Genomic DNA, 4,181 nt, shown 5'->3' with positions numbered 1-4,181 from the left:
CATCCTGGTTGGTGCGACGGCACCGGTCGGGTTCTTTGCCTATCCCGGCAAGCCATCGAAGCAGCACCCACCAGACGCTCAACTTCTGACATTGTCGCGCCCCGATCAGGATGCCTTTGCAGCCCTACAGGCTTTGACGGATGAACTGCAGGCACCGGACGCTGCGATCCCCGATGCCGGCCCCCGTCCCGAGGCCCCCTCCGGTGACGTCTCCCCTGAAGGGCTGGCGCAGGCAGTCGCGGCGCTGATGCCGGAAAACGCAATCATTTCCGACGAGAGCATTACCTATGGCCGCTCATTTTATGAGCACACATTTGCCGCGCCGGCACACGACTGGCTTCACCTGGTCGGAGGTGCCATCGGAGATGGCTTGCCCGTTGCAACCGGTGCGGCAATTGGCGCGAATAGCGAGCGACGTGTCATCAATCTTCAGGCCGACGGCTCTGCCATGTATTCGCTGCAGGCGCTTTGGACTCAGGCGCGCGAAAATCTGCCGTGCACGACGATCATCATTTCGAACCGGAAATACAACATTCTGATCGGTGAATATGAGAATGTCGGCGCCACCCCCGGCAAGACCGCGATGGATATGCTGGATCTCAGCAACCCTGACCTCGATTGGGTCAGCCTTGCCAACGGCATGGGTGTTGAAGGGGCTGTCGCAACCAATCTTGACGAGCTCTGCGATCTGATGCGGTCGAGCTTTGCACGAACGGGACCGTTTCTTATCGAGTTGCTGGTGTGACCGCTGGCGAGACGTCAGACAGTTTCGATTGTAGACAGCAATTCGGTGGGAAATCTCAGTTCGACCACCGTGCCTTTTCCCGGTTCTGAAAAAATGCTGGCCGTGCCGCCACTCTGGCGAACGAAGCCGTAGACAACGGCCAGCCCCAGTCCGGCACCACCGTCGTCGGTTTTCGTGGTGAAGTAGGGTTCGAATGCCTTGTCGACCTCTTCCCGGTTCATACCGACCCCCGCATCCTTGACCCTGAGAACGATGTCATTGCCCTGTTGACGGGTTTCCACGCCGACTTCACCACCTTCTGGCATCGCCGCGGCCGCATTGAGACATAGGTTCAACACCGATTGCTCAAGCAACTCGGGGTCAAGCAGCATGGCGGGCAGGTCACAGGCAAGGTCGAGTTTCAGAGTGCAATTTTCTCCAATTGCAATTTCCAGAATATCCGACATTCCACGCAGGACAGCGGAGATTTCAATCTTGCTTGAGTTGATCGGTTGCTGGCGGCCGATGGTCAACATGCTGCTGGAGAGCGAACGCCCCCTGTCGGCCGCCTTGCGGATACGGGCAATGTTGCGGGTTTGCTTTTCGCTGAACCCACCCTCTCGTTCCAGCAGACCAAGGCTGCCGGTGATAATACCAATCATGTTGCCAACTTCGTGTCTTAGCTGATGTGTATGTCGCATGATGCCATCGAGGCGCAACGACTTGGCCGCCTCCGCTTCCTGCCTGTCCAGTAACGTAACATCTCGCGCCAGAAGCACTACGCCGTCATCGCTTTGATGCGACAGTGAGATTTCGGTTACGGTGCCATTTTCGGATCGGTGGCGTACGGAGACGGGCTCGATCAACGGACGCGCATTTTCACCCCCGGGCAAGTCGTCGGTCCTGATCTCGGGGATCGGTTGAAGAAACTGAACCAGCGGCAATTTCCGGGCAGCACCCTTGTGCCCCATCAATTCAATCACTCTCCGGTTCATGGTGATCGGACGGCCCGCCGCATCGAAAATCGCGATCCCTTCATTCATGCTGCGAAACGTCGAACGGATGGTCCGGGCAGCCGCTTCAGCGGTTCGGCGCAGCCGCGTCACCCGGTCCACACTTTCCTTGAACGCCTTGAACGCCTGCTGAAGATCAAGAAGCTCAGTTTCATCTCCCTGATAGACCGGGGGACCAACGTCTTTTTGCCCCTTGGAAAGCGCGTTCATGCCGCTTGAAAGAGACATGATCCCTCTCGAAACCCGGATTGCGGATCGGATCGAAACAACAGCAATGGTCAAAACCAGCAGGGAGGCCAGTGCAACGATGATCAGAAGGTTTTGCAGTGTTTGGGATGTTGACTGAAAGTCCCTGTTCAGCGTGTCGGCAACAATGTCGGATTGCGTTTCCGTCGCAAGGGAAAGCTCACGGGCAACATCATGCAGCTTTGCGATTGACGAGCGAACCGCGAAAATCTCGAGTAGGTAGCTCGTCTGTCCCGCGAAAACCCTCTCATAGGGTTCCAACTCCGCTTCCATCAGGTTTTCTGCCGGTATCGAGCGCCCACCGGTCTCGGCCACATATCTTCGCCGCAGTTCACCCAACTGGAACAGACTTCCTGAACTCGACACCGAATGGACGATTGCATTCAGGCGCTGACGCAGCTGTTTCTGTCTTACGGTTTCACCCACTGCGATCTCGCCCAGCGCTGACGAAACACGTTCCTTGTATTGCTGCGCTGTCTCAGCCTTGTCGGCAAGAGCCAGGGTCTGCTCCCTGATCTGACCCAGAAGCTCAAAGATTTGTGCGTTTGCCGCCCGATAAGCTTCCTTGCCTGGCGGATACTCTGGCAGTGTCCGCAACAGTTCATCAACTTGCCCGACAAGTGCGCGGCTTTTGCTGGACACGCGGTATGGTGATGTCGCGTTCATCAGAAAAGGTGCACTGGAGACGAGATCCGACACCTGCCGGGAGACAAGCGATGCCTCGGCCAGGCTGGAATAGGCCTGCAGCCCATAAGCCGCAGTTTCCTCCTGTGCCTTCAACAGGCCGTAGATCGCGATTGCCGACAAGGCAAAGGCGACAACGCAAATCAGCACAATGGCTGCCGGTAGCCGGAAAGCGATGGAGGAAAGAACGGAGCGACTGATCATCACGGCCGCTCAGCCTGATCACGGTGAAGGATATAGCCCTTGCCGCGCCGTGTCTTGATATGACGTGGCAGATCCGGATTGCGCTCGATTTTCCGTCGCAATCGCAGAACCAGAACATCGACATTCCTGTCGATCAGCCGATCGGTTTCCGCGCCAAGTTGCTCCAGGATCTTTGTCCGGCTGACAGGCTCGTTTGGCGTTGCGGCGAGAATTTCCAGCAATGAGAACTCCGAAGACGTCAGCGTCTTGGATGGATCGGAGGTACAGATCGCCTTGCGATTGACCAGATCAATGACCCAATCGCCAAGCAGCATGGCGGACGATTCGTACTGAACCGCCGGCTGTTCCTTTTCACTCTTCAGCGCCGGGTGCAGACGTCGCAGGACCGCTTTGATCCGCGCCGTGAGTTCGATCGGTTCAAAGGGTTTGACCACATAGTCGTCTGCAGCCGTTTCCAGCCCCAGCACCCTTTCCGCAGCGCTGCCTGCCGCCGTCACCATGACGATACCGATATCCGTCTGGGACCGCAGCTTCTGCGCAAACACACGACCGGACATGCCGGGCAGATTGTGATCGACCAGAACCAGATGAAAAGGCTTCGCTGCCAGAATTCCAGCCGCCTCCTCGGCCGACCGGGCAGTTTGCGGCAGCCAGCCTTCTGCCTCTATTAGATCCGATATAAGCTCCGCCATATCCTGGTCATCTTCGACAATCAGGATATTGATGCCTTCGTTGAGCAATTTATCGTCCTCCCGGGCTGCATAATATGCATCGGCACCACTTTAGCAAAGTACTGATTTTTCTATAGTTTGTTACATTTGTAAGGTTTGTAATATTTGCAACTTATTTTCTGTACCCCCGAAATAACGGTAACCAAATTACAGTTGTGAAAGCGTGCGCATCTGCCATTGTGAAAGGGTTCCTGGAGCGCTGTCTCCGGGCCGGGAGGAAACATGAAACTTGTTGTGCCGCTTGCAGTGAGCACGGCCTTTGGGCTGAGTGCTGCACTTGCTGATGTTTCAGCGCAGGACCTGACCGTCCTTTGCGGTGTCGACGAGGCATGGTGCCAGACCATGGAAGCGGCCTTCGAGGATAAAACCGGCTTTGATGTTTCCATGAAACGGAAGAGCACGGGCGAAATCCTTGATCAAATTCGCGCCGAGAGTGCAGACCCGCAGACAGATGTCTGGTGGGGAGGGACCGGCGACACACACTTGCAGGCCGTCGCTGAAGATCTGCTGGAACCCTATCGGTCTTACAACGAGGATGATGCCCTTCCGTGGGCACAGAATTTCTACCTCATGTCAGGC

Annotated in this window: 3 protein-coding genes and 1 pseudogene; 2 read left to right on the top strand and 2 right to left on the bottom strand. The window is 56.4% G+C overall.

What is annotated here, in order from left to right:
- Positions 1-745: thiamine pyrophosphate-dependent enzyme (locus tag K5905_RS28900; RefSeq protein WP_297590912.1), on the top strand; the 745-nt coding region annotated here is incomplete at its 5' end.
- A 14-nt stretch (positions 746-759) separates the two neighbouring features.
- Here the strand turns inward: K5905_RS28900 and K5905_RS28895 are convergent.
- Positions 760-2,871: an ATP-binding protein gene (locus K5905_RS28895; RefSeq protein WP_297590909.1), complete on the bottom strand. Its 2,112-nt coding sequence runs from the start codon at positions 2,869-2,871 to the stop codon at positions 760-762.
- Positions 2,871-3,611, bottom strand: a complete 741-nt coding sequence (locus tag K5905_RS28890) for a response regulator transcription factor (RefSeq protein ID WP_297590907.1) — start codon at positions 3,609-3,611, stop codon at positions 2,871-2,873. The genes K5905_RS28895 and K5905_RS28890 overlap by 1 nt, the downstream gene beginning before the upstream one ends.
- A gap of 213 nt (positions 3,612-3,824) precedes the next feature.
- On the opposite strand from K5905_RS28890, the pseudogene K5905_RS28885 reads away from it, so the two are divergent.
- Positions 3,825-4,181, top strand: a pseudogene (locus tag K5905_RS28885) (iron ABC transporter substrate-binding protein); the annotation flags it as partial.

The sequence above is a fragment of the Roseibium sp. genome (assembly GCF_025698965.1).
GTDB lineage: Bacteria > Pseudomonadota > Alphaproteobacteria > Rhizobiales > Stappiaceae > Roseibium.
The sequence above is the reverse complement of the archived record's forward strand: the minus strand, read 5'-3'. Positions and strand labels throughout refer to the sequence as shown.

Bases quoted from the DNA above. Each gene is read 5' to 3' on its own strand.
- K5905_RS28895 (WP_297590909.1), bottom strand. From the start codon at position 2,871: ATGATCAGTCGCTCCGTTCTTTCCTCCATCGCTTTCCGGCTACCGGCA.